We start from the raw sequence: 23,325 nt of genomic DNA on the forward strand, positions 1-23,325 counted from the left end.
CGACAACAACAATAAGGAATCTGCCATGCGCCGCACCCTGCTTTCCTGCGCCCTGCTGCTCGCCGCCGGGCACGCCGCTGCCAGCACCGCCTGGGTCTCCAACGAAAAGGACAACAGCCTGAGCCTGATCGACATGCAGACCCTGCAAGTCACCGACACCCTGCCCGTCGGCCAGCGCCCGCGTGGCCTGTTGCTGTCCCACGACAACAAACTGCTCTACATCTGCGCCAGCGATTCGGACCGGGTCCAGGTGATGGACGTCGCCACGCGCAAGATCATCAAGGAACTGCCCTCGGGCAAGGACCCTGAGCAATTCGCCCTGCACCCCAACAATCGTTGGTTGTACGTCTCCAACGAGGACGACGCGCTGGTGACGGTGATCGACACCGAAACTTCCAAAGTGCTCGGGCAGATCAACGTCGGCGTCGAGCCCGAAGGCATGGCCGTCAGCCCCGATGGCAAGTGGGCGGTAAACACCAGTGAAACCACCAACATGCTGCACTGGATCGACACCAGCACCCAGACCCTGGCCGACAATACCCTGGTCGATCAGCGGCCGCGTTTCGTCGAATTCAATCCCGATGGCTCGCAGCTCTGGGCTTCGGCGGAAATCGGCGGCACGGTGACGATTCTCGACGTCGCCAGCCGCAAGATCCTCAAGACCCTGACCTTCCAGATCAAGGGCGTGCACCCGGACAAGGTCCAGCCAGTGGGGATCAAACTCAGCGCCGACGGCAAGTACGGTTTCGTCGCCCTCGGCCCGGCCAACCATGTGGCGGTGATCGACGCCAAGACCTTCGAGATACTTGATTACCTGTTGGTAGGCCGACGGGTCTGGCAGATGTCGTTTACCCCGGATCAACGGCAATTGCTGGCCACCAATGGCGTCAGTGGCGATGTGTCGGTGATCGATGTTGCCAGCCTCAAGGTGACCAAATCCGTGAAGGTGGGGCGCTATCCGTGGGGCGTGGTGGTGACGCCATGAACGCCCTTGAAGTCAGCGACCTGAGCTTCGCTTACGGCCAGCGCGAGGCCTTGCGTCAGGTGAGTTTCAATCTGGCACCCGGGCGTTTTGCCGCGCTGCTTGGACCGAACGGCGCGGGCAAGTCGACCCTGATCGCCCTGCTCACCCGCCTTTATGATGTGCAGCGCGGTGATATTCGGGTCGGCGGCTGTTCGTTGCGCAACGCGGCACGTCCGGCGTTAAAGCAATTGGGGGTGGTGTTTCAGCAAAGCACCCTGGATCTGGACCTCAGCGTCGAGCAAAACCTGCGTTATCACGCCGCGCTGCATGGCTTGTCTCGACGCCAGACCGGGCTGCGGGTCGACGCCGAACTGGCACGCCAGGCCCTCACCGAACGCCGTCGCGAACGGGTGCGCGAACTCAATGGCGGCCACCGCCGGCGGGTGGAAATCGCCCGCGCGTTACTGCACGAGCCAAGCCTGTTGTTGCTCGACGAGGCGAGCGTCGGCCTCGACCCGGCCAGCCGCCTGGCGCTCAACCAGCACATCCGCAGCCTGTGTCGCGAGCAGAACATCAGCGTGCTCTGGACTACTCATCTGTTGGATGAAGTGCAGCCCAGCGACGACTTGCTGATCCTGCATCAAGGCCGTCTGGTGGCCAGCGGGCAGGCTGATGCACTGAGCCTGGAACATGGCGGCGACCTCGGATCGGCCTTCGCTCACCTGACCACCTCCTCAGGGGCAGTCGTCCAATGAACGCTTACTGGCAATGTTTCAGCGGTATCGTACTGCGCGAATGGCTGCGCTTTGTGTTGCAGCGCACGCGGTTTCTCAGCGCGCTGGTGCGGCCGTTGCTGTGGCTGCTGGTGTTCGCCGCCGGTTTTCGCGCGGCACTCGGCATCGCCATCATCGAGCCCTACGACACTTACATTCCCTATGAGGTTTACATCATCCCGGGCTTGGCCTGCATGATCCTGTTGTTCAATGGCATGCAAGGTTCGTTGTCGATGGTGTATGACCGGGAGATGGGCAGCATGCGCGTGCTGCTGACCAGCCCCCTGCCCCGCACCTTCTTGCTGTGCAGCAAATTGCTGGCGACGTCGCTGATTTCGCTGTTGCAGGTGTACGCCTTTCTCGCGATTGCCTGGCTGTACGGCGTGCAACCGCCGGCCATGGGGTTGTTGCTGGCCTTGCCAACATTGCTACTGGTGGCGTTGATGCTCAGTGCGCTGGGCCTGTTGCTGTCCAACGCCATCCGCCAACTGGAGAACTTTGCCGGGGTGATGAATTTCGTGATCTTCCCACTGTTTTTCCTGTCGTCGGCTCTGTATCCGCTGTGGAAAATGCGCGATTCCAGCGAGTGGTTGTATTGGCTGTGTGCCTTGAACCCGTTTACGCATGCGGTGGAACTGGTGCGGTTTGCGCTGTATGAACGCTTCAATCCGTTGGCGCTGGCGGTGTGCGTGGGGTTGACGCTGGTGTTTGCCCTGCTGGCGGTACTCACCTTCAACCCGCAGCATGCGGCCCTGCGCAAAACCAACTGACGACTCCGATCAGCACCCGGCAACCGGATCGTTCCCACGCTCTGCGTGGGAATGCAGCCAGGGACTGCTCCGCGTCCCAAGAGCGGACGCAGAGCGTCCGGTGAGGCATTCCCACGCAGAGCGTGGGAACGATCAACGGGCAAAATTACTACTTTAGTACTGGTTTACCTGTCTATCGTCGCATTCACAACGCACCGCTACTGGCATGTAATGGGTTCATAACTATAAGGACTGAACCCCATGCCGCGTGCACGATGTGTTCTGCTGTGCCCTTCCCTCGCCGCGCTGTCGTTGAGCCTGTTGCTGGGCGCCGCGCAAGCCGAAACAGCGCTGTTCTCCGCCGAAGGTTATCGCATCGGTTTATACCGCAGCCCGACCCCGACCCAGCTCCAGGGCGCGAGTATCATCGACACGCCCGCCCTGCAAAACCTGCTCAAGCAGACGCCGCAACCGCTGCTGATCGATGTCTACCGCCGGCAATGGCTGCAAGGCCGTTTCATCGAAGACGAGCCCCACGAAAACCTGCCCGGCAGCCATTGGCTGGCCAATACCGGTGACGGCGACCTGACGCCCCCGTGGCAGGATTATTTCTCGCGCCATCTGCAGCAATTGACGGCGGGCGATCTGACGCGACCGTTGGTCTTTTACTGCCGCTCCGATTGCTGGTTGAGCTGGAACGCGGTAAAACGCGCCGCTTCCATGGGCTATAAAACACTGTATTGGTACCGCGACGGACTGGATGCGTGGCAAGCGGCAAATCTGCCCCTGACGCCGGCCCGGCCCGAGCCCTTTCCCTGACTTGAGCGCTTGCGTTGTTGCCACACCCTGATCAAAAAAATAATGAGGTGAAAGGCCATGTACAAAATTCTGATTGCCGACGATCACCCGCTGTTTCGCGAAGCTATTCATAACGTCATCAGCGACGGTTTCCCCGGCAGCGAGGTCATGGAAACCGCGGACCTCGACAGTGCCCTGGCCCTGACCCAGGAACACGATGACCTGGACCTGATCCTGCTCGACCTGAACATGCCTGGCATGCACGGCCTCAATGGCCTGATCAACCTGCGCAACGAGGCGCCGACCATTCCGGTGGTGATCGTCTCGGCCGAACAGGACAAGCAGATCGTGCTGCAAGCCATCACCTATGGCGCAGTGGGGTTCATCACCAAGTCATCGCCAAGGGTACAGATGACCGAGGCGATCCAGCAGATTCTCAATGGCAATGTGTACCTGCCGCCGGACATCATCCGCACGCAAAAAAGCGCCACCCATCGCCGGATGAATGACACCCCGAGCTTCCCGCCCGAATTGCTCCAGGCGCTGACCCGCAAGCAGTTGCTGGTGCTGGAACGCATGACCAAAGGTGAATCGAACAAACAGATCGCCTACACCCTGGAAATCGCCGAAACCACGGTCAAGGCTCATGTCTCGGCGATCTTGCGCAAACTCAATGTGCACAATCGGGTGCAGGCGATATTGAGTGCCGGGGATATTGATTTCGGGTCGTATCTTCGGCGTTGAGCTCACATCGATCGTTCCCACGCTCCGCGTGGGAATGCAGCCAGGGACGCTCCGCCTCCCAAAGAGCGGACGCAGAGCGTCCGGTGAGGCATTCCCACGCAGAGCGTGGGAACGATCAAGGCCGGCGGAGCGTGGGAACGATCAAAGAAAACTCAAGGCCTGCCGAGCAAATGACTCATCGCCGTCTTGAGTTTCATCGGCCGCACCGGTTTGTGCATCAGGGTGTGGCCCAGTTCGCGGATCTGCTGTTTGAGTTCGTTGCTGTAGTTGGCGGTGATCATCATCGCCGGGATCGCCGAGGCGCGGCGGGCGTTGATCCGGGCCACGGCGTCGACACCATTCTTCTCGTCATCCAGGTGATAGTCGGCAATCAGCAGGTCGGCTTCGTCGTGATAGTTATCCACTTGCCGCGCCAGGTCCTCCTCCGACAACGCCGTGATCACCCGGCAGCCCCAACCTTCGAGCAAGGTGCGCATCCCGGCGCAAATGGCCGCGTCGTTGTCCAGCACCCACACCCGGGCACCGCGCAGGCGCTCGAGCATCGGTTCACTCATCAACAAATTCGGTAACGCCTTCGGCGCTGTGGCGCTCAAAGGCACTTCGACGGAAAACATCGAGCCTTTGCCCGGCCATGAACGCACATGAATGCGATGACCAAGAATACGGGCGATTTTCTCGACAATCGCCAGACCCAGCCCCAAACCGCGATCCTGATCCGGGCGTTGCACGTCACCGCGTTTGAACTCCTGAAAAATCTCCTCCAGGCGGTTTTCGGCAATGCCCATGCCGCTGTCCCAGACTTCAATCGTCAACCGCTGGTGATGCCGCCGGCAACCGAGCACCACTCGCCCGCTGTAGGTATAGCGAATGGCATTGCTCAGCAGGTTGCGCAGGATCCGCGCGAGCAACTGAATGTCGCTGCGCACCAACGCGGAGCACGGGATGAAATGCAGCTCGAGACCTTCGCTGCGGGCCACCTGGGTGTATTCGGCGGCGAGGTTTTCCAGCAATTCGCTGAGGGCAAACGGTGCAATGTCAGCCTTGATCACCCCGGCATCGAGTTTGGAAATGTCCACCAGGGTGCCCAACAGGTTTTCCACGTCTTCCAGGGAATTGCTGACGTTGCGCACCAGATTCTCGTTGGCCACCGGCTCCCGGCGTTCCAGCAAAGCGCTGGTAAACAGCCGCGCGGCATTCAGCGGTTGCAGCAGGTCGTGACTGACCGCCGCGAGAAACTTGGTTTTCGACAGGTTGGCCTGCTCGGCCTCGAGCTTGGCTTCGCGCAAGCGCGACTCCACTCGGCGGCGCTCATCGATTTCACGCCGCAATTGGTCATTGAGAGTGGTCAGTTCGGTGGTGCGTTCGCGCACCCGCAATTCAAGGTTCTGATAAGCCTGATGCAGCGCCTCGGCGGTGCGGCGGCGCTCGGTGATGTCGCGGATCAATACGAAAATCCCCACCACTTCCCCGGTGGCCAGGCGATTGGGCACGTAGGAGCGCAGCATGTAGCGCTCCTGATTGTTGATGTTGGTTTCGGCGAACTCGAACGTCACGCTTTCGCCGGCCAGGGCGCGGGCCACGTAAGCCTCCAGGCGCTGATAGTGCTGTTCGCTGTGCACTTCGCGCAGGCTCTGCCCGAGCATCACGCCCCGGGGCCAGCAGTACCATTCTTCGTAGACTTTATTGGTGAATTCGTAGACCAGATCGGCATTCAGGTAGGCGATCAGCGCCGGCACATGGTCGGTGATCAGGCGAATCCAGCGCTCGCTTTCGCTGAGGGCTTCGGCGTGTTGATAACGTTCGGTGATGTCGGTGAAGGTATTGACGAAACCGCCGGTGGGCAATGGATGAGTGCGGATTTCCAGGACCCGGCCATCGTACAGGCGCTGCTCGCATTCCTGCACGTACCGCCCGTTGGCATCGCGGCTGGCCGGGGTCAGCAGGTTCAGTTCACTGTCGGCGATCACCTCGGCGAACGGCCGATGGGCCGCCACCGGAGCCAGGCCGCTGAGTTCCAGAAAGCGTCGGTTCCACAGTTCCAGAATGCCCTCGGCGTTGACCATCGCCACCCCTTGGGACAGGTTGTCGACCGCTCGTTGCAACAAGTGCGACTTCTGCGCCACGGCCTGCTCGCGGCGCAGGGTTTCGCTGAGTTTGACGTCGGTAATGTCGGTGAACAGGATCACCCGCCCGCCTTCCTGGGTCGGCCGTTCACTGACTTGCAGCCAGCGCCCGTTGTGCAGGCGGTAGAGCAGGTTTTCATCGGCATGCCCCCGGGGCTCTTCGCTGAACAGCCCGGTCGAGGTCATCAAGCGTTTGACCTCGCGCAGGCGCATCCCGGCGTTGATCCGCACGCGGCTGTTGCCCCAGAACGCCTTGAAGCGGCTGTTGAACAGCACGATTCGCTGCTCGGCATCGAACAGCACAAAGGCGTCGGAGATGCTTTCGATGGCGTCGATCAAGTGTTGGTGGGCGGTTTCGGCCCGCAGCCGCGCTTCGCTGAGCAAGTGATTGCCGGCCTTGAGTTCGGCCATGGCCTGGTTCAAGGCATCGGTGCGCTCACGCACCTGCTCGGCCAGCACTACCGAATGCTGGAACGCCGCATACGGGTCGTTGCCCCGGGTGATCCCGGACTCGATGCGCTCGATCAGCGCGCCATTGATGCGCTGCAGTTTGTGGTTTTCGTGGCGCAGGCTGGCGATCTGCGCCTGCAGGTCAACGCTGTCCAGGGATGCGTCCTCGGGCAATGGCAACCCCGGTGAAGGTCTGGTTGATGTGCATGCCATTGAACTGTTCTCCGTAGGTGTTGAAACCCATCACCCGTTGCTCCCGCAGGAACGCGCCGATCTGCTCGAGACTGCCGGCATCTTCCAGTTCCAGGCGCCTGAGAAAACAGTCGCAGCCGATGGTCAGCAGCAGGTCGCCGAGACGTTCCTGCAAACCGTCGAACAGGTTTTGCAGGTTCGGCAGCATGGGGCCGGGGCGCATGACGGTAAGGACGATGCCGTTTTCCACCGCGCAGTAGAAACTCAGGCTCAGGTCCGGATGAACCTGCTGGATCGCCCGCACGTAATACTGATCGTTGATCCGCACTGCCAACGGGTGCGCGGCAAAGACTCGGTAATCGAGGTCTGCCACCGCCACGCCGATGTGCCGGGCGTACTCTTCGGCGGCTGGTTCGGCGTTGAGTTCGAACACCCGGCGCGAGGCGCTGTCGGCGGCGGTGACCACCAGTTTTTCGACCCTGGGCAGGATGTGATGGGTGGTGAACACTTCGAAGTCCAGCCAGGTATTGACCAGCACCACCACCGCCGCGCCGCTGTGAAACTCGCCGCCGAAATACACGTGGGTGTGGGTCAGGTAGTTGTCGTCGCCGGCCGAACCACCGAAATGCGGAATATCGCCCAACGCCGCGCTCAAGGCGGCGAGCACCATTTCTTCACGACTGGACAAGCCATCGAGCAAGGTCAGGGCAAAGCTGTTGCCCTTGATCGGCGCCAGGGTGTTGCTGCGACAACCACTGACCAGGCGCTCGACCATTTGCTGGGCATCGATCAGGCTGAAATGCTCCATTTCATCGATCAGTTCGGTGGAAATGGAAAAGTGCCTATGATCGAAGCCCACCGCGGTCACGCAGCTGCGGCCATAACCTTGGGGAGTGATTTCGCCGGCACTGGTGCAGCCCACCAGGCGAATGCCGCCGAAGCTCTGCTGCAACGCCTGGCCCAGCGCCTGCAAGTCGTACTCGGCGGAACAGAAGAACAGCACGAAGCCCAAATGCGGGTGCAAAAGTTGTCGCGCCAGGTCCTGGGCCGCTTGCTGGGCATCGGTGGCCTGGGACATGGCACTGACTACACCGTCGTTGTGAACCTGCTGCATCATTGCCCCTCGCCGGTGCGCCTGTATGAGGCACGAGTGTACGAAGTCAGCGGGTTGCGACGAATGCTACTTGGGTAGTGGGTGGGTGGTTCGATGGGATGAGAATGAGGGTCTGATTAATGGCGCACCAGCGCAATTGTGGCGAGGGAGCTTGCTCCCGCTGGACTGCGAAGCAGTCCCCTAATACTGGCCGATGCGCGACCAGAATCGGGGCCGCTTCGCGACCCAACGGGAGCCAGCTCCCTCGCCACAAGTAGTGGTTAGTCAGCCCCTACCAGGTCAACACCGCCCCCACCGCAAACGTATCGGTGTCTTCATTCTGGGCGCTAGTGTCGTGGCCGTTGATTTCGAACTGGTTGTACTCGGCCACCAGCTTGAGGTTGTCGTTGACGTCATGGAACAGCGCAACGCCGCGAGTCTCGTAATCGGCACCGCTGCCCACCACGCCGTTGCCGTCGTCCTCGGTCTTGCCGTAAGACAGTGCCAGTCGGTTCTTGCCCAGTTTGTAGGAGCCCTGCAACAGGTAACCGTCGCTGTCGACATTGCGCAGGGTCGGTTCGCCGGCGTTGTTGGTGAAGAACGGGTTGATGCCCTTGGCCTGGAAACCGGAGCCGGTCAGCGACAGCCCGCCCATCTTCGCCTGCACGCCGTAACCGACGCCTTTGGAGGTGACGGACTCGACGCTGGAATCGGTGTTGTCCGAAGTCTGGTAGCTGCCGTTGAGCCAGCTGTAAATCTTCGCCCCGCCGACGTCGAATTGATAGGTGATCTCGCTCTCGGTGCGAGGGTTCTCCTGGTACGCCTTGCCCGTCGCGCTGCTGTCGTTGGTGTCGACCGGGTCCATGATCCCCACCGCCACCCGCAAACCGTCCATCACCGGGGTGCGATAGGTAATCTGCGACGTCGGGAACGGGTACGGGTAACCGCTGCCGATGTTGCCGAACGACACCCCGCCGCCGTCCACCAGGCCCAACGTATCGCTGACCTGCCCGTAACCGGCCAGCAGTTCGTCGAGCAGGATGTTGGAGCGGGCAAACAGGCCGAAGTCCTTGCCGATCAGCACCTCGCCCCACTCCGGGTTGGCCACTGTGCCGTAGAACTGCCGCACGTCGATGGCGGTGTCGGTACCGTTGGTTTCGCTGTCGTTGATGGTCACCCAGAACGAGGCGCGGGCGCCGAGCTTGAGGTCATCGACCTGCTTGCCCATGTTGAAACCCAGGTAGTTGGGCAGAAACCCCATCTTCACCCGCGCCTGACGCCGGTCGTACTGCTCGCCAGCCCGGTCCACATCGCTGTTGACGTAGAAGGCGTTGATATAGCCATCCGTGGAGAACGTGGTCTGGTCCTTGTCGTACAGCATGATCTCGGCCTCGGCCATTGAGCTCAAACCAAGGGACGACAGGCTGGCGATGAAGGCCGGCAAGAAACGATGCTTGAAGTTCTTATTGTTGTGCATGGCGCGCTCCGCAACGGGGGACTTGATGTCGGAGGCGATTATCGAAAGCTGACCGGCGGCGTCATACGCTGCCTTGGGGGCGATTGTCAGGTGCTTTGGGCAGGCCGGTGGCGCGCGGCAAATTCGGCGTAAGACCACCCGCCGGCCAGGCCCGGAACTTAGGGTGTAAGCCTGTGACCCCCACAGGCGTCCACAGGAACCGGTGCGCGCTAGGCGAGCGCTCTAAACAGCATGTAAGCGGCGACCACCACGCAGATGCTGGCGAAGCCGATCTGCAGTCCCCGGGCCGGCACCCGCGCGCAGAGTTTTCGACCGAGGATCATCCCGACGATGCTGGCGACAATGAACGACCCGCCCAAACCATCGATCCGTACCCCGGCGTGAAAAGCGCCGATCACCCCGATGATCGAAATCAGGCTGATCACCATCAACGACGTGGCAACGATGCCGCGCATCTGCACATCGGTCAGTTGCTTGAACGCCGGCACAATCAGAAAACCACCACCGACCCCGAGCAGCCCCGAGACGACGCCGGTCACCGCACCGAGGGCGGCGAGGGTCGCGGTACATTTGGCGGTCCAGGAAAAACGCCCGGTCTGCTGATCGAGCATGCAGTTTTTCTGACCCCAATTGGCATGGCCGTGATCGCTGGGGCCGTCGTCGAGCTTTTCCGGGCGCAGCATCCGCCAGGCCACCATGATCATCAGCAAACTGAACAGCACCTTCAGAATCTTTTCCGGCAACTGATGGGCGAAGTAGATACCCACCGGCGCAAACACCGCGCCGAGCAAAGCAATCAACAGCGCCGCGCGATAGCGCACCAGGCCATGGCGCAAACCGTCGACCGCACCGATTGCCGCCGCACAGCCCACCGCGAACAACGCGACCGGCGCCGCCTGGGTCATGGTCAGACCCAGCCCGAGCACCAGGGCCGGCACTGCAAGAATACCGCCACCGGCGCCAGTCAAACCGAGCACCAGGCCCATGACCAGGCCAAAAAAACTTGCCAGCAACATAAAACACTCATGATCCGCGAAAAAAGGCCGGGGACGCCCGGTATCGATTGAGTGACAGGATAGAGCCCGCACAGTTTTTTTCATTAATTGAATTGATGCGGGGCTGGTCAACGCAGGGAAAATGAAACTACCCTCAAGGCTTGTCCAAACAGAAACGGCCACCATGCCCGCCTTGATTGAAGCCTTCCTCGACCCCGCATCGTCGACCTACAGCTACGTGATCTACGAGCACGATGGCGGGCATTGCGCGATTGTCGATCCGGTGCTGGATTACGACCCCGCCGCCGGGCGCACCGCGACCGTCCAGGCTGACAAAATCATAGCCTTCGTGCGCGAACACCAGTTGCAGGTGCAATGGCTGCTGGAAACCCATGCCCATGCCGATCACCTGTCCGCCGCGCCTTATTTGCGTCGGGAACTGGGGGGCAAGATTGCGATTGGTGAGTCGATCAGCAAGGTTCAGGGGGTGTTCAAGACGCTGTTCAACCTCGAACCGGGATTTAGCGTCGATGGTTCACAGTTTGATCACCTGTTCGCGCCGGACGAGTCATTCCGAATCGGCAATCTCAAGGCCACGGCCCTGCACGTTCCCGGGCACACCCCGGCGGACATGGCTTATTTGATCGACGGCGATGTGATTCTGGTGGGCGATACGTTGTTCATGCCAGACGTCGGCACTGCGCGCTGCGACTTCCCTGGCGGCAACGCCAACCAGATGTTTGCCTCGATCCACAAACTGTTGGCCTTCCCCGCCAGCGTGCGGCTTTACGTCTGCCACGATTACCCGCCCCCGGGTCGCGCCCCGCAATGCCAGAGCACGGTTGGCGAGCAGCGCAAAAGCAATATTCATATTCACGATGGCATTGATGAGGCCGCATTCGTCGCCATGCGCACCCGGCGCGATGCCGGGTTGGGCATGCCGACATTATTGTTGCCGGCGATTCAAGTGAATGTGCGGGCGGGGAATTTGCCACCGGCGGAAGAGAATGGCGTGACTTACCTGAAGATCCCCCTGAACCAACTCTGACCCACGCCATCGATCGTTCCCACGCTCCGCGTGGGAATGCATCCCGTGACGCTCTGCGTCACATCCGGAAGCGGAACGCGGAGCGTCCCTGGCGGCAACGATCAGTTGGCCAGGGTCAGGCCATTCGCCGGCAACGGCAACGCCGTCTTATACCGCACCTGCTTGAGCGCAAAGCTCGAACGGATGTTCGCCACCCCCGGCACCTTGGTCAGAAAATCCATCATGAAGCGCTCCAGCGACTGAATGGTCGGCACCAGCACGCGGATCAGGTAGTCCGGATCGCCGGCCATCAAATAGCACTCCATCACTTCCGGGCGATCCGAGATCGCCTCTTCGAAATGCTGCAACGCCTCCTCCACCTGTTTCTCCAGGCTGACGTGAATGAACACGTTCACATGCAGCCCCAGCAGGTCGGCATCCAGCAGCGTCACTTGCTCGCGAATCAGCCCCAGTTCTTCCATCGCCTTGACCCGATTGAAGCACGGCGTCGGCGACAGGTTCACCGAACGCGCGAGGTCGGCGTTGGTGATGCGCGCGTTCTCCTGAAGGCTGTTGAGAATGCCGATATCGGTACGGTCCAGTTTGCGCATGAGACAAAACCACCTGTTTTTTATGTTTATGCAGATTTTTTATCCTCAAATGACCTCAGGCGCAACGAAACAGAGAGAAATATTCTTCTTGGGCCGGCCTATGATTGTTGTAGGACAAGAATTCTTTTACCGAAGAATGACTGCCAGCTCACTACAAGAAATTCACAAGATCGAGCGTAGAAGCCATGAACCAAGCGTACGAACCGCTGCGCCTGCACGTTCCCGAACCTTCGGGCCGCCCCGGCTGCAAAACCGACTTCTCCTACCTGCATCTGACTGACGCAGGCTTGGTGCGCAAACCCCCAATTGACGTTGAACCGGCCGACACCGCCGACCTGGCCAAAGGCCTGATTCGCGTGCTCGACGACCAGGGCAATGCCCTCGGCCCGTGGGCTGAAGGCGTACCCGTCGAGATCCTGCGTAAAGGCATGCGCGCCATGCTCAAGACCCGGATTTTCGACAACCGCATGGTGGTCGCCCAGCGTCAGAAAAAAATGTCGTTCTACATGCAAAGCCTTGGCGAAGAAGCCATCGGCAGCGCCCAGGCCCTGGCCTTGAACATCGACGACATGTGCTTCCCCACCTACCGTCAACAAAGCATCCTGATGGCCCGCGAAGTACCGCTGGTGGACCTGATCTGCCAACTGCTGTCCAACGAGCGCGATCCGCTCAAGGGTCGTCAGTTGCCAATCATGTATTCGGTAAAAGATGCCGGTTTCTTCACCATTTCCGGCAACCTCGCCACCCAATTCGTTCAGGGCGTGGGCTGGGGCATGGCTTCGGCGATCAAGGGTGACACCAAAATCGCCTCGGCCTGGATCGGCGATGGCGCCACCGCTGAATCGGACTTCCACACTGCCCTCACCTTCGCCCACGTCTACCGTGCGCCGGTGATCCTCAACGTGGTCAACAACCAGTGGGCGATCTCGACCTTCCAGGCGATTGCCGGTGGTGAAGCCACCACCTTCGCCGGACGCGGCGTCGGTTGCGGCATCGCCTCCCTGCGGGTCGATGGCAACGATTTTGTCGCGGTGTACGCTGCTTCCTCCTGGGCCGCCGAACGCGCGCGCCGCAACCTCGGCCCGACCATGATCGAATGGGTCACCTACCGCGCCGGCCCGCACTCGACGTCTGATGATCCGTCCAAATACCGTCCTGCCGACGACTGGAGCCACTTCCCGTTGGGCGACCCGATTGCGCGCCTCAAACAGCACCTGATCAAAATCGGTCAGTGGTCCGAAGAGGAACACGTCGCGGTCAGCGCCGAGCTGGAAGCCGAAGTGATCGCCGCGCAGAAAGAAGCCGAGCAGTACGGCACCCTCGCCGGCGGCCAGATTCCGAGCGCCGCGACCATGTTCGAAGACGTCTACAAAGAGATGCCGGAGCACTTGAAGCGCCAGCGTCAAGAGTTGGGGATCTGACATGAACGATCACAACAACAAAATCGAGTTGGAAACCGCCATGACCACGACCACCATGACCATGATCCAGGCCCTGCGCTCGGCCATGGATGTGATGCTTGAGCGTGACGACAACGTCGTGGTGTTCGGCCAGGACGTGGGCTACTTCGGCGGCGTATTCCGTTGCACCGAAGGTCTGCAGAACAAGTACGGCACCTCCCGTGTATTCGACGCACCGATCTCCGAAAGCGGCATCGTTGGCGTCGCCGTGGGCATGGGCGCTTACGGTTTGCGGCCGGTGGCCGAGATCCAGTTCGCCGACTACGTGTACCCGGCGTCGGACCAGATCATTTCCGAAGCAGCACGCCTGCGTTATCGCTCGGCCGGCGAGTTCACCGCACCGATGACCCTGCGCATGCCTTGCGGTGGCGGCATCTATGGCGGTCAGACCCACAGCCAGAGCATCGAGGCGATGTTCACTCAGGTCTGCGGTTTGCGTACCGTCATGCCGTCCAACCCTTACGACGCCAAAGGCCTGTTGATCGCCTCCATCGAAAACGATGACCCGGTGATCTTCCTCGAGCCAAAACGTCTGTACAACGGCCCGTTCGACGGTCACCACGAACGTCCGGTAACCCCGTGGTCGAAACACCCGGCCGCACAGGTGCCAGACGGTTACTACACCGTGCCGCTGGATGTCGCCGCCATCACCCGTCCGGGCAAGGACGTGACCATCCTGACCTACGGCACCACGGTTTATGTGTCGCAAGTGGCGGCTGAAGAAACCGGTATCGACGCCGAAGTCATCGACCTGCGCAGCCTGTGGCCGCTGGACCTAGACACCATCGTCAAATCAGTGAAGAAAACCGGCCGTTGCGTGATCGTTCACGAAGCGACCCGCACCTGTGGCTTCGGCGCCGAACTGGTCGCCTTGGTGCAAGAGCATTGCTTCCACTACCTGGAAGCGCCGATCGAGCGCGTCACCGGTTGGGACACTCCCTACCCGCACGCGCAAGAGTGGGCGTATTTCCCTGGTCCGTCCCGTGTGGGCGCGGCTTTGCATCGGGTTATGGAGGTCTGAATGGGCACGCACGTTATTAAGATGCCGGACATTGGCGAAGGCATTGCAGAAGTTGAATTGTCTCAGTGGCACGTCAAGGTCGGCGACATGGTCGTCGAGGATCAGGTGCTGGCCGATGTCATGACCGACAAGGCGATGGTCGATATTCCGTCCCCGGTACATGGCAAGGTGATTGCCCTGGGTGGCCAGCCTGGTGAAGTCATGGCGGTTGGCAGCATTCTGATCAGCATTGAAGTTGAAGGCGCGGGCAACGTTAAAGAGTCGGCTCAGCCTGCCGCAGTTAAAGAAGCGCCGGTTGCAGCACCAAAAGTTGAAGCCGCTGTTGAAAGCAAAGTGGTTGCGGCGCCTCGCCCGGCCGCCGTATGCCAGGGACCGATGGTCGCGCGCGAGGCCGATGAGCGTCCGCTGGCCTCCCCGGCCGTGCGCAAACATGCGCTGGACCTCGGTATTCAATTGCGTCTGGTGCGTGGCACCGGCCCTGCCGGGCGGATTCTGCACGAAGACCTCGAAGCTTATCTGGCTCAGGGTCAGTCGAACGCATCGACCGCCACCGCCGCTTACGCCCAGCGCAACGACGAACAGCAAATCCCGGTAATCGGCATGCGCCGCAAGATCGCCCAGCGCATGCAGGACGCCACCCAGCGCGCTGCCCACTTCAGCTACGTCGAAGAAATCGACGTCACCGCCGTCGAAGAACTGCGCGCACACCTGAACGAAAAACACGGCGCGACCCGCGGCAAGCTGACCTTGCTGCCGTTCCTGGTTCGCGCGCTGGTCGTGGCCCTGCGCGACTTCCCGCAGATCAACGCCCGTTACGACGACGAAGCGCAAGTCATTACCCGCCTCGGCGCGGTGCATGTGGGCGTCGCCACCCAAGCCGACATCGGCTTGATGGTGCCGGTGGTGCGTCACGCCGAAGCCCGGAGCCTGTGGGACAGCGCCGCAGAAATCTCCCGTCTTGCCACCGCCGCACGCACTGGCAAGGCCAGCCGCGATGAACTGTCCGGCTCGACCATCACCCTGACCAGCCTCGGTGCCCTGGGTGGCATCGTCAGCACCCCGGTGCTGAACCTGCCGGAAGTGGCGATCGTCGGCGTGAACAAAATCGTCGAACGGCCGATGGTCGTCAAAGGCCAGATCGTGATTCGCAAGATGATGAACCTCTCCAGCTCCTTCGATCACCGCGTGGTCGATGGCATGGACGCGGCGCAATTCATCCAGGCCATCCGTGGCTTGCTCGAACAACCCGCCACCTTGTTTGTGGAGTAAGACATGCAGATTTTGAACACCACACTGCTGATCATTGGCGGCGGCCCCGGCGGTTATGTGACGGCGATCCGTGCTGGTCAGCTGGGCATTTCGACCATTTTGGTGGAAGGCGAATCCTTGGGCGGCACCTGCCTGAACATCGGCTGCATTCCATCCAAGGCGTTGATCCACGTCGCCGAACAGTTCCACCAGACACAACATCACAGCCAATACTCGGCGTTGGGCATCAGCGTGTCGGCGCCGACCCTGGACATCGGCAAGAGCGTCGAATGGAAGGATGGCATTGTTGATCGCCTGACCACCGGCGTCTCGGCACTGTTGAAGAAGCACAAGGTCCAGGTCATTCAAGGCTGGGCCAAAGTGATCGACGGCAAAACCGTTGAAGTCGGCGACACGCGCATTCAGTGCGAGCACCTGGTGCTGGCCACCGGTTCGAAAAGCGTCAACCTGCCGATGCTGCCGATTGGCGGGCCGATCATCTCCTCCACCGAAGCGCTGGCGCCGAAAAGCGTGCCGAAACGGTTGGTCGTGGTCGGGGGCGGTTACATCGGCCTGGAGCTGGGGATTGCCTATCGCAAACTCGGCGCCGAGGTCAGTGTGGTCGAGGCGCAGGATCGCATCCTGCCGGCCTACGACGCCGAACTGACCCATCCGGTGCATGAAGCACTCAAGCAACTCGATGTGAAGCTTTACTTGAAACACAGCGTCGAAGGCTTTGATTCACAAGGAAATACGCTGCAAGTTCGTGACCCGAACGGCGACATCCTGAATCTTGCAACCGATCAGGTACTGGTGGCCGTGGGTCGCAAACCCAACACTCAAGGCTGGAACCTCGAAGCCTTGAATCTGGACATGAACGGTTCGGCGATCAAGATCGACAACCGTTGCCAGACCAGCATGCGCAACGTCTACGCCATCGGCGACTTGAGCGGCGAACCGATGCTCGCCCACCGCGCCATGGCTCAGGGCGAGATGGTCGCCGAACTGATCAGCGGCAAACACCGCGAATTCAACCCGACCGCCATCGCGGCCGTGTGCTTCACCGACCCGGAACTGGTGGTGGTCGGCAAGACCCCGGACGAGGCCAAGGCTTCGGGGCTGGACTGCATCGTGTCCAGCTTCCCGTTCGCCGCCAATGGCCGGGCGATGACGCTGGAGTCGAAAAGCGGCTTCGTGCGAGTCGTGGCGCGCCGTGACAATCATGTGATCGTCGGCTGGCAAGCTGTCGGTGTAGGCGTGTCGGAGTTGTCGACGGCGTTCGGCCAGAGCCTGGAAATGGGCGCTCGTCTGGAAGACATCGCCGGCACCATCCACGCACATCCGACGCTCGGCGAGGCGGTGCAGGAAGCTGCGTTGCGTGCTTTGGGCCACGCGTTGCACCTGTAAACCGGACCTGATTGATCGTTCCCACGCTCCGCGTGGGAACGATCAGTACGATCAGTAACTGCAATCCGGGCTGCGAAATGGGCCCGGAATGAAGTATTGTTGTCCCCATCCAGAAAAATGTCAGAAGCCTTGAACCGTTTCGACGGTTGTTAAGTGATAGAGGGTGTCATGGGTAACGAAAGCATCAATTGGGACAAGCTGGGTTTTGACTACATCAAGACAGACAAGCGCTATCTGTCGCACTGGCGTAATGGCGAGTGGGACAAAGGCACCCTGACTGAAGACAACGTGCTGCACATCAGCGAAGGCTCCACTGCCCTTCACTATGGCCAGCAGTGCTTCGAAGGCCTGAAGGCCTACCGTTGCAAAGACGGTTCGATCAACCTGTTCCGCCCGGACCAGAACGCCGCACGCATGCAACGCAGCTGCGCGCGCCTGCTGATGCCGCAGGTGTCCACCGAACAGTTCATCGAAGCGTGCAAGGACGTGGTCCGCGCCAACGAGCGTTTCATTCCGCCTTACGGCACCGGCGGCGCGCTGTACCTGCGCCCGTTCGTGATCGGCGTGGGTGACAACATCGGCGTGCGTACCGCGCCCGAGTTCATCTTCTCGATCTTCTGCATCCCGGTCGGTGCCTACTTCAAGGGCGGCCTGACCCCGCACAACTTCCTGATCTCCAGCTACGACCGTGCCGCCCCACAAGGCACCGGCGCGGCCAAGGTCGGTGGCAACTACGCCGCCAGCCTGATGCCAGGCTCCCAGGCCAAGAAGGCGCACTTCGCCGACGCCATCTACCTGGACCCGATGACCCACACCAAAATCGAAGAAGTCGGCTCGGCCAACTTCTTCGGGATCACCCACGACAACAAGTTCGTCACCCCGAATTCCCCTTCGGTGTTGCCGGGCATCACCCGTCTGTCGTTGATCGAGCTGGCTAAAACCCGTCTGGGTCTGGAAGTGGTCGAAGGTGACGTGTTCATCGACAAGCTGTCCGACTTCAAGGAAGCCGGCGCTTGCGGCACCGCCGCGGTGATCACCCCGATCGGCGGCATCAGCTACAACGACAAGCTGCACGTGTTCCACAGCGAGACCGAAGTCGGCCCGGTCACCCAGAAGCTCTACAAAGAGCTGACCGGTGTACAGACTGGCGACATCGAGGCGCCAGCGGGCTGGATCGTCAAGGTTTGATTTGACGCGACTGTCCGTTTGAACACAAAAGCCCGGCCTTCACGTTGAAGGCCGGGCTTTTTTTCGTCCGCGTTTCGTGGAAAACGTCACTAGACTTGCCACGTGTAACAGCCACTAACAGGTGCCACCAAAACCATGGGAAAACTCTGGCGAAAGTATCTGGCCTTGCTGGACACCGACTTCACCACGCAAGTATTCGACAACATCAAGAACCTGCTGGTGTGTGCCCTGCTATTCGCGGCGGGCACCAACGCGTTGCACGGCGGCCATCACGTGTTTATGGGACTGTTCGCTTCAAGCCTCGCTGGTTGGGGGCTGATCCTGGTGTCGGCAGTACTGATGCTGCTCAATGTCAGCGACGGAATACGCCGGCTGTCCAGGTTGCCGTATCACACGGCGTTTCAGATCATCCTGGGGCTGGTTTACCTGGTGCTCGCAGTGCGGGTGGTGGAGATCGTCTGGGACTTCAGGGCGTAGCGGTCACGGCACGAGGCGTTTGCCAACTCAGCTCATCCTGAGCAATCCGGGCAAACAACCACTCCACAAAGATCCGTGCGTGCGCGGTCACGTCCAGCGCAACACCGTAGTAATAACGCGGCAACGGCATGCGCAACTCGGGCAACGGGCAGATCAGGTGTCCACTCAACAGATGGTTGCCCAGCAAAGAGGTCGGGCACAAGGCAAGGCCCTGTCCCTCCACGGCGGCCTGAAGCACCAGGTGCATGTGATCAAACTGCCGGGTGACCTGAGCGGCTGACTGACTTTGGTCAAAGTGCATGGCCCAATTGTGCCAGTCTTCGCGGCGGGCCTTGGCGGTCAGTAACGTGTGGCGGCTCAGGGACGTGAGGTCTTCAAGCGGCAGGCGCTCGATCAGCGATGGCGCCGCGACCAGCAACAATTCGTCTTCGAACAGTGCTCGCGCCTCAATCGCCGGTGCCCAATCGTCACGACCACGGCGAATGACGATATCGAACCCGTCGCGTGCCTGATCGGGCGCCTGGGTTTGAGTAATCACCTGCGGTTTGATGCCGGGGTGCTGCGCAATGAAATCCGCCAGCCTGGGCGTCAGCCAAAGCACGGCAAAGGACGGGCGCACATTGATCTTCACGGTAGGCAGCGAGGCATGTTGCTTGAGTGCAGCGGCGGCGTTGGCGATCTGCGACAGCCCGGCACTGACCTGCTCATAAAAGCGCTGGCCGGCCGGCGTCAGCACCGATTGACGGATGCGTCGCTCGAACAACAGCACGCCCAAGTACTCCTCAAGCAATTTGATGTGCCGGCTGACGGCACTGTGGCTGACATGCAGCTCTTCGGCCGCCAGGCTGAAGCTCTGATGACGAGCAGCAACGGCAAAGGCGCGAACAGCATTAAGAGGCGGTAGTGGATTTTTCATGCGTCTAATTTAGTCACCTATGCGCTGCAATTAAAGCGTTTGTCACGCCCTCGTCGTCACGCCAATCTGCCAGAACGCAGCCAGCGTCACCTGACGGAGCAAGACATGAACAGCTACGGACTCTTTGTACTTTTCGCCACCCTGACCATTTTGAGCCCGGGGCCTGGCGTGGTCCTGACCCTGTCCAACGCAGTGCGCCACGGCTGGACGGGAGCGGTGCCGGGCATTCTGGGGATCGCGTCGGGGGCGTTCGTCGTCGCCGCCATCAGCGCCACCAGTGTTGGCCTGATACTCAGCACCTCCGCGAACGCCTTTACCGCGTTGAAGTACGCAGGGGCCGCCTATTTGTTGTACCTGGGCTACAAAAGCTGGCGCTCGGATCGTTTCAGCACGCTGCTTGAAACGCGGCCCTCAAGCCCTGGCTATCGCTTCCTCGAAGCGGCTTCGATGCAGCTATTGAACCCCAAAGCGGTGTTTTTCTTTCTGGCGGTGTTCCCGCAATTCATCGACACCTCGGCGCACTTCTACGCCCAGTTCTTCAAACTGGTCGCTTCCTACAGCGTATTGGTGATCCTGGTGCATGGCGGCTATGCCTTGCTCGCCAATGCCGCCAAAGGCTGGTTATCGAGCCCGAAGGGTTCCTGGCTGACCGCGAAAGTCTCGGGCGTGACCTTCGCCGGCTTTGGCGTGCTCATGGCCTCGGCCAGTCGCTAAGCCGCAGGACTGGCGATCGCGCGGCGCTTGTTCTCGGTGGATGTGAGTGGTGCTGCCGTTCCCTGAACCGGAAGGTCAACGGCGAAGCGGCGACTGAGTTCCTTACGCCCCACCATCGTCAACGCCAACGCCCGACTGTCCAGGTCCTGCGTCACCCATTTGCGTTTGATCGCCGTTTGCAGCAACGCCGCGCCCAAGGCACCGCCCAGATGCGGCCGGCGCATGCTCCAGTCCAGGCACGGGCAGGCGAAGCGACGGCGCAAGGTGCTGAGGTTATTGACGTCGATACCCAACCCTTCGAACAACGCTTCGCCGCTTTCGCTCAGTCGATAAACCTGCTCATCGGTTTCCAACAACCACCCCGCTTCGATCATCCGGTCATGCAGTAACACCGCCAACGTGCCGGCCATGTGGTCGTAACAGGTGCGGGCAAATTGCAGGCGATCCGGGGTGCGCGGGTTGAACCTCGGCGCGGCGTTCTGGCCGATCACCATCAGCGCTTCCAGCGCTTGGGCCACGCGTTTGTCTGCGAGGCTGTAGTAGCGATGGCGACCCTGAACGTGCAAACGCACCAGCGCCAGTTCCTTTAGCTTGGCCAAGTGAGCGCTGGCGGTCGAGGCACTGACTTCGGCAACCGCTGCCAGCTCGGTGCTGGTGCGGGCGTGGCCGTCCATCAACGAGCAGAGGATTTTCGTCCGGGCCGGCTCGGCAATCGCGGCCGCCACTTGGGAGACGCCAATGTCGTGTTGTTCTGCGTTCATATTTCGCTCCCGGACGAATCAAGGCCCTTTCGAACTGGAGATAGTAGCAACACTTCTCAACCACCGATAAGGCTGCGACCCATGGACCCGATCATCGCTGCGACTCACGCCGATCCTTACCCTTACTACGCGCAATTGCGCGCCGAGGGTGGGCTGGTTTTTCATCAAGGACTGAAACTGTGGGTAGCCAGCAGCGCCCGAGCCGCTGCCGCCGTGCTGGCGCATCCGGACTGTCATGTGCGGCCGTCCCACGAGCCGGTGCCCAAGGCCATTGCTCAAGGCATGGCCGGCAAGGTGTTCAGTCAGTTGATGCGGATGAACGAGGGCGCACGACAGCGTTGCCCGAGGGCGGCGATTGAGCCGGGGCTGGCGTTGATCGACGTGAACGAGGTCAATGCATTGGTCGGCGCTCGGTTGATCACTCCGGGCGCCGATGGGCTGTACGCGGCGATGTTTCGCGGGCCAGTCTGTGTGGTGGCGGCGTTGCTGGGGTTCTCTCCGGCTCAGGGCCGGGCCATCAGCGAGCTGACCGCCGACTTCGTCGCCTGCCTGTCGCCACTCAGCGATCAGGCGCAACTGGACGCTGCCCATGTCGCGGCGGAACAGCTGAAGGGCTATTTCATCGAGCTTCTGGACGACCCAAGCAATCGAAGCGCCCTGCTCACCGGTATCCGGCAGCGTTTCGCGGCGACATCGACCGATCCTGAAACCTTGATCGCCAACCTGATTGGCCTTTTCTCCCAGACCTGTGAAGCCACTGCCGGGCTGATCGGTAATGCGCTATTGGCGTTGATTCGAAACCCACAGTTGGATTCGGCTCCAGTTGATGACCTGATCGCTGAAGTCCAGCGCTTCGACCCGTCGGTGCAAAACACCCGCCGCTTCGTCACCGCGCCGTGTGAAATCGATGGTGTCAGCCTGAACCCCGGCGACGTCATTCTGGTGCTGTTGGCCTCGGCCAATCGCGATCCGCAACTTAATGATGATCCCGACACGTTCCTGCTCGACCGCCCGAACCGCCGCAGCTTCACTTTCGGCGCGGGGCGTCATCAATGTCCGGGACAGGTGCTGGCCATGAGCATTGCCAGTGCGACGCTGAGCAAAATTCGGACCATGAAACCCGCGCTGGACCGGTTGACCTGGCACTACCGCCCTTCCCTGAACGGCCGCATTCCGCTCTTTGCCTGAAAGACACTTCAAGCGTGGCGATGCTCGATCGTCAGGTGAGACAACTCATGAACCGGCGCCAGGCGTTCGCGAATGGCGTCGGCACTGACACCCGCCACGGCCACGACACTGACAATCGCCGCCCGCGCCTGAGGGCCGACTTGCCAGACGTGAAGGTCACTGATGCGAACATCGTCCGCCGATTCGAGCAACTCACGAATTTCGGCGGCGACGTGTTCATCGGTGGTGTCGAGTAACACGGCGGCGCTGTCACGCATCAAGCCATATGCCCATCTCGCGATCACGATGGCACCAACAATCCCCATCACCGGGTCCAGCCAGACCCAGCCCAGGTAGCGCCCGGCCAACAATGCCACGATGGCCAGCACTGAGGTCAACGCATCGGCCAGGACATGCAAATACGCCGAACGCAGATTGTTGTCGTGATGATGAGCGTGGGCATGACTGTGATCATGATGATCATGGCCGTGATGTCCATGATTGCCCGACAACAGAAACGCACTGACGATATTCACTGCCAGCCCCACCACCGCAATCACCGTCGCTTCGGTGAAAGCCACAGTGGTCGGCTGAAACAGTCGCACGATGGATTCGCCAGCGATGCCGATCGACACCAGGCCCAGCACTATGGCTGAAGCAAAACCCGCCAGGTCCCCGACCTTGCCGGTACCGAAACTGAAGCGCGAATTGTTGGCATGTCGTCTGGCAAAACCGTAAGCCGCCGCGGCAATACCCAAGGCCCCGGCGTGGGTCGCCATATGAAAACCGTCCGCCAGCAGTGCCATGGAACCGGTGATGTACCCGGCGGCAATTTCGCCAATCATCATCACGAAGGTAAGGACCACTACCCACAACGTGCGGCGGGCATTGTCATCGTGGGCCGCCCCTAGAAACAGGTGGTCGTGGGCATAACGCGAAGGTTGAGGTGTCAGTGACATGGCGGTGGCCT

The 23,325-nt window shown here is 60.8% G+C and carries 22 protein-coding genes; 14 read left to right on the forward strand and 8 right to left on the reverse strand.

Annotated elements, in window-relative coordinates; translation table 11 throughout:
- Window positions 1–25: 25 nt before the first annotated feature.
- From MMG91_RS02050 to MMG91_RS02070, 5 genes are all read left to right on the forward strand, one after another.
- Window positions 26–985 carry a YVTN family beta-propeller repeat protein gene (locus tag MMG91_RS02050; RefSeq protein ID WP_310658567.1) on the forward strand — a complete coding sequence of 320 codons (960 nt, stop codon included), beginning with the start codon at window positions 26–28 and terminating at the stop codon, window positions 983–985.
- Complete coding sequence (locus MMG91_RS02055; protein ID WP_310658568.1) at window positions 982–1,719, forward strand: ABC transporter ATP-binding protein; 738 nt, start codon at window positions 982–984, stop codon at window positions 1,717–1,719. The genes MMG91_RS02050 and MMG91_RS02055 overlap by 4 nt, the downstream gene beginning before the upstream one ends.
- Window positions 1,716–2,507 carry an ABC transporter permease gene (locus tag MMG91_RS02060; protein WP_310658569.1) on the forward strand — a complete coding sequence of 264 codons (792 nt, stop codon included), beginning with the start codon at window positions 1,716–1,718 and terminating at the stop codon, window positions 2,505–2,507. Before MMG91_RS02055 ends, MMG91_RS02060 begins: the two co-directional genes overlap by 4 nt.
- A gap of 240 nt (window positions 2,508–2,747) precedes the next feature.
- Window positions 2,748–3,305: a PQQ-dependent catabolism-associated CXXCW motif protein gene (locus MMG91_RS02065; RefSeq protein ID WP_310658570.1), complete on the forward strand. Its 558-nt coding sequence runs from the start codon at window positions 2,748–2,750 to the stop codon at window positions 3,303–3,305.
- Between the two features lie 57 nt (window positions 3,306–3,362).
- Window positions 3,363–4,028 carry a response regulator transcription factor gene (locus MMG91_RS02070; RefSeq protein WP_030129370.1) on the forward strand — a complete coding sequence of 222 codons (666 nt, stop codon included), beginning with the start codon at window positions 3,363–3,365 and terminating at the stop codon, window positions 4,026–4,028.
- A gap of 152 nt (window positions 4,029–4,180) precedes the next feature.
- On the opposite strand, the gene nahK is transcribed toward MMG91_RS02070, so the two are convergent.
- The 4 genes from nahK to MMG91_RS02090 form a co-directional block, all read right to left on the reverse strand.
- Window positions 4,181–6,775, reverse strand: a complete 2,595-nt coding sequence (gene nahK, locus MMG91_RS02075; protein ID WP_310658720.1) for a hybrid sensor histidine kinase/response regulator NahK/ErcS' — start codon at window positions 6,773–6,775, stop codon at window positions 4,181–4,183.
- A complete protein-coding gene (gene nosP, locus MMG91_RS02080) occupies window positions 6,744–7,907 on the reverse strand; it encodes a nitric oxide-sensing protein NosP (RefSeq protein ID WP_310658721.1) in 1,164 nt (387 codons plus the stop codon). Before nosP ends, nahK begins: the two co-directional genes overlap by 32 nt.
- A gap of 271 nt (window positions 7,908–8,178) precedes the next feature.
- Window positions 8,179–9,363, reverse strand: a complete 1,185-nt coding sequence (locus tag MMG91_RS02085) for a porin (RefSeq protein WP_305449402.1) — start codon at window positions 9,361–9,363, stop codon at window positions 8,179–8,181.
- A gap of 209 nt (window positions 9,364–9,572) precedes the next feature.
- Window positions 9,573–10,379: a sulfite exporter TauE/SafE family protein gene (locus MMG91_RS02090; protein WP_310658571.1), complete on the reverse strand. Its 807-nt coding sequence runs from the start codon at window positions 10,377–10,379 to the stop codon at window positions 9,573–9,575.
- A gap of 163 nt (window positions 10,380–10,542) precedes the next feature.
- Here MMG91_RS02090 and MMG91_RS02095 point away from each other — a divergent pair, with 163 nt between their 5' ends.
- On the forward strand, window positions 10,543–11,406 hold the full coding sequence (locus MMG91_RS02095; protein WP_305506356.1) for an MBL fold metallo-hydrolase: 864 nt from the start codon (window positions 10,543–10,545) through the stop codon (window positions 11,404–11,406).
- Between the two features lie 101 nt (window positions 11,407–11,507).
- Here the strand turns inward: MMG91_RS02095 and bkdR are convergent, their stop codons facing one another.
- Entirely contained in the window at window positions 11,508–11,996 is a 489-nt protein-coding gene (gene bkdR, locus MMG91_RS02100) for a Bkd operon transcriptional regulator BkdR (RefSeq protein WP_017339472.1), read from the reverse strand.
- Between the two features lie 185 nt (window positions 11,997–12,181).
- Here bkdR and MMG91_RS02105 point away from each other — a divergent pair, with 185 nt between their 5' ends.
- The 6 genes from MMG91_RS02105 (at window position 12,182) to MMG91_RS02130 (ending at window position 18,797) form a co-directional block, all read left to right on the forward strand.
- On the forward strand, window positions 12,182–13,417 hold the full coding sequence (locus MMG91_RS02105; RefSeq protein WP_008071303.1) for a 3-methyl-2-oxobutanoate dehydrogenase (2-methylpropanoyl-transferring) subunit alpha: 1,236 nt from the start codon (window positions 12,182–12,184) through the stop codon (window positions 13,415–13,417).
- A gap of 1 nt (window position 13,418) precedes the next feature.
- On the forward strand, window positions 13,419–14,477 hold the full coding sequence (locus tag MMG91_RS02110) for an alpha-ketoacid dehydrogenase subunit beta (RefSeq protein ID WP_033054499.1): 1,059 nt from the start codon (window positions 13,419–13,421) through the stop codon (window positions 14,475–14,477).
- Window positions 14,478–15,746: a dihydrolipoamide acetyltransferase family protein gene (locus tag MMG91_RS02115; RefSeq protein WP_310658572.1), complete on the forward strand. Its 1,269-nt coding sequence runs from the start codon at window positions 14,478–14,480 to the stop codon at window positions 15,744–15,746. It abuts the gene before it with no gap.
- A gap of 3 nt (window positions 15,747–15,749) precedes the next feature.
- Window positions 15,750–17,132: a dihydrolipoyl dehydrogenase gene (gene lpdA / locus MMG91_RS02120; RefSeq protein WP_310658573.1), complete on the forward strand. Its 1,383-nt coding sequence runs from the start codon at window positions 15,750–15,752 to the stop codon at window positions 17,130–17,132.
- A 168-nt stretch (window positions 17,133–17,300) separates the two neighbouring features.
- Window positions 17,301–18,320, forward strand: a complete 1,020-nt coding sequence (locus MMG91_RS02125; protein WP_007937620.1) for a branched-chain amino acid aminotransferase — start codon at window positions 17,301–17,303, stop codon at window positions 18,318–18,320.
- Between the two features lie 135 nt (window positions 18,321–18,455).
- Complete coding sequence (locus MMG91_RS02130) at window positions 18,456–18,797, forward strand: hypothetical protein (RefSeq protein ID WP_310658574.1); 342 nt, start codon at window positions 18,456–18,458, stop codon at window positions 18,795–18,797.
- On the opposite strand, the gene MMG91_RS02135 is transcribed toward MMG91_RS02130, so the two are convergent.
- Window positions 18,787–19,713 carry a LysR substrate-binding domain-containing protein gene (locus MMG91_RS02135; RefSeq protein ID WP_310658575.1) on the reverse strand — a complete coding sequence of 309 codons (927 nt, stop codon included), beginning with the start codon at window positions 19,711–19,713 and terminating at the stop codon, window positions 18,787–18,789. The genes MMG91_RS02130 and MMG91_RS02135 overlap by 11 nt on opposite strands.
- A 105-nt stretch (window positions 19,714–19,818) precedes the next feature.
- Between MMG91_RS02135 and MMG91_RS02140 the strand changes: the two genes are divergently transcribed.
- The gene (locus tag MMG91_RS02140) at window positions 19,819–20,427 is read left to right on the forward strand and encodes a LysE family translocator (RefSeq protein ID WP_310658576.1); all 609 of its coding nucleotides are present in this window, start codon (window positions 19,819–19,821) and stop codon (window positions 20,425–20,427) included.
- On the opposite strand, the gene MMG91_RS02145 is transcribed toward MMG91_RS02140, so the two are convergent.
- Entirely contained in the window at window positions 20,424–21,188 is a 765-nt protein-coding gene (locus MMG91_RS02145; protein ID WP_310658577.1) for a metalloregulator ArsR/SmtB family transcription factor, read from the reverse strand. The genes MMG91_RS02140 and MMG91_RS02145 overlap by 4 nt on opposite strands.
- Before the next feature lie 81 nt (window positions 21,189–21,269).
- On the opposite strand from MMG91_RS02145, the gene MMG91_RS02150 reads away from it, so the two are divergent.
- Window positions 21,270–22,376, forward strand: coding sequence for a cytochrome P450 (locus tag MMG91_RS02150; protein WP_310658578.1), 1,107 nt, complete (start codon window positions 21,270–21,272; stop codon window positions 22,374–22,376).
- Window positions 22,377–22,384: 8 nt separating this feature from the next.
- Here the strand turns inward: MMG91_RS02150 and dmeF are convergent, their stop codons facing one another.
- Window positions 22,385–23,314, reverse strand: coding sequence for a CDF family Co(II)/Ni(II) efflux transporter DmeF (gene dmeF / locus MMG91_RS02155; RefSeq protein ID WP_310658579.1), 930 nt, complete (start codon window positions 23,312–23,314; stop codon window positions 22,385–22,387).
- Window positions 23,315–23,325 lie beyond the last annotated feature (11 nt).

The organism is Pseudomonas sp. JL3, assembly GCF_031570575.1.
GTDB classification, from domain to species: Bacteria; Pseudomonadota; Gammaproteobacteria; order Pseudomonadales; family Pseudomonadaceae; genus Aquipseudomonas; species Aquipseudomonas cucumis.